The following is a 1,802-nucleotide window of genomic DNA, read 5'->3' as shown; positions in this document are numbered from 1 at the left end:
GCCTCGAACTGCCGGTGCTGGCCATGGAGCACATGTACCTGATCACCGAGGATATGCCGGAGGTCGCCGCCTGGAACGCCAAGACCGGCACCGAGATCATCCACACGGTCGACTTCGACGGCGAGCTTTACCTGCGCCAGGAGCGCGGCGGCATGCTGATGGGCACTTACGAAAAGGCCAACAAGCCATGGTCCGAATACCAGACGCCATGGAATTTCGGCCATGAATTGCTGGCGCCCGACATCGACCGCATCGCGCCGTCGCTTGAGGTCGGCTTCCGCCATTTCCCGGCCTTCCAGAACACGGGCATCAAGCAGATCATCAACGGGCCTTTCACCTTCGCGCCCGACGGCAACCCACTGGTCGGGCCGGTGCGTGGCCTGCCGGGCTTCTGGGTCGCCTGCGGTGTCATGGCGGGGTTTTCGCAAGGCGGCGGCGTCGGCCTCGCTTTGTCGAACTGGATGATCGAGGGCGATCCCGGCGCCGACATCTGGGCGATGGATGTCGCGCGCTACGGCGACTGGGCGACGATGGCCTATACCAACGCCAAGGTGCGCGAGAATTATTCCAGGCGCTTTTCGATCCGCTTCCCCAATGAGGAGCTGCCCGCCGGGCGGCCGCTGAAGACGACGCCGGTCTACGACCTGCTGTCGGCCAAGGGTGCGCAATGGGGCGTTGCCTATGGACTGGAAGTGCCGCTGTGGTACGCGCCGGAAGGCGTCAAGGACGAATTCTCCTGGCGCCGCTCGAGCGATTTCACGCAGGTCGCCAAGGAGGTCGCCACAGTTCGCGACGGTGTCGGCCTGTCGGAGATTTCGAGCTTCGCCAAATACAAGGTGACGGGTGAGGGAGCGGCCGCTTGGCTCGACCGGATGCTTGCCTGCAAACTGCCCAAGCCCGGCCGCATGACGCTGGCGCCGATGCTGAAGGAAGACGGCAGACTGATCGGCGATTTCACCCTCGCCAATCTCGGAAGCGAGGGCTGGTTCCTCGCCGGCTCCGGCATCGCCGAGCAATACCATATGCGCTGGTTCGAGAAGCACCTGCCTGACGATGGATCGGTCCGCATCGAGGCGCTGGGCGCGAAGCTCACCGGTCTGTCGATCGCAGGCCCGAAGGCGCGGGATGTGCTGGCAAAGGCGACGCGCTCGGATGTCTCCAATGCGGCCTTTTCCTTCATGGCCATTGGCCGGATGGATATCGGCATGGCGCCGTGCCTGGTCGGCCGTGTGAGCTATACCGGCGATCTCGGCTACGAGATCTGGGTGGCGCAGGAATACCAGCGCGCCGCCTATCAAGCGCTGATGGCGGCGGGCGGGGAATTCGGCATCGGCCTGTTCGGCTCGCGCGCCCTCAATGCGCTGCGGCTGGACAAGAATTACGGCTCATGGGGGCGCGAGTACCGGCCGATCTACGGGCCGCTGGAAGCGGGGCTCGACCGCTTCGTTGCTTACGGCAAGGACGCCGATTTCATAGGCAAGGCCGCGGCGCTGGCCGAGCGCAGGCAGGGCGGCAAATTGCGCCTGCGCGCTTTTATCGTCGATGCCGACGATGCCGATGTCATTGGCGATGAGCCGATCTGGTTCGATGGTGCGGTGCGCGGCTGGGTGACGTCGGGCGGCTATGCGCATCATTCGAAGAAATCCGTCGCCGTCGGCTATGTGCCGAAGGAGATCGCTGATGAGAGCGACGGCTTCGAGATCGAGCTGCTGGGCAAGCGCCATGCGGCGCGCATTCAGGCGGTGCCGCTGTTCGACGCCAATTTCGAACGGATGCGTGCTTGAAGCGCTTCGGCTTCGCCG

1 protein-coding gene is annotated in these 1,802 nt (G+C 64.5%); it reads left to right on the top strand.

The features are described from left to right. Positions 1-1,784, top strand: a 1,784-nt coding sequence (locus EN925_RS34475) for an FAD-dependent oxidoreductase (protein ID WP_164894606.1), incomplete at its 5' end; no start/stop codon positions are given. Between the last annotated feature and the right edge of the window lie 18 nt (positions 1,785-1,802).

Origin of the sequence: Mesorhizobium sp. M7A.F.Ca.US.006.04.2.1 (genome assembly GCF_004022915.1) — a bacterium.
Lineage (GTDB): Bacteria > Pseudomonadota > Alphaproteobacteria > Rhizobiales > Rhizobiaceae > Mesorhizobium > Mesorhizobium ciceri.
The sequence above is the reverse complement of the archived record's forward strand: the minus strand, read 5'-3'. Positions and strand labels throughout refer to the sequence as shown.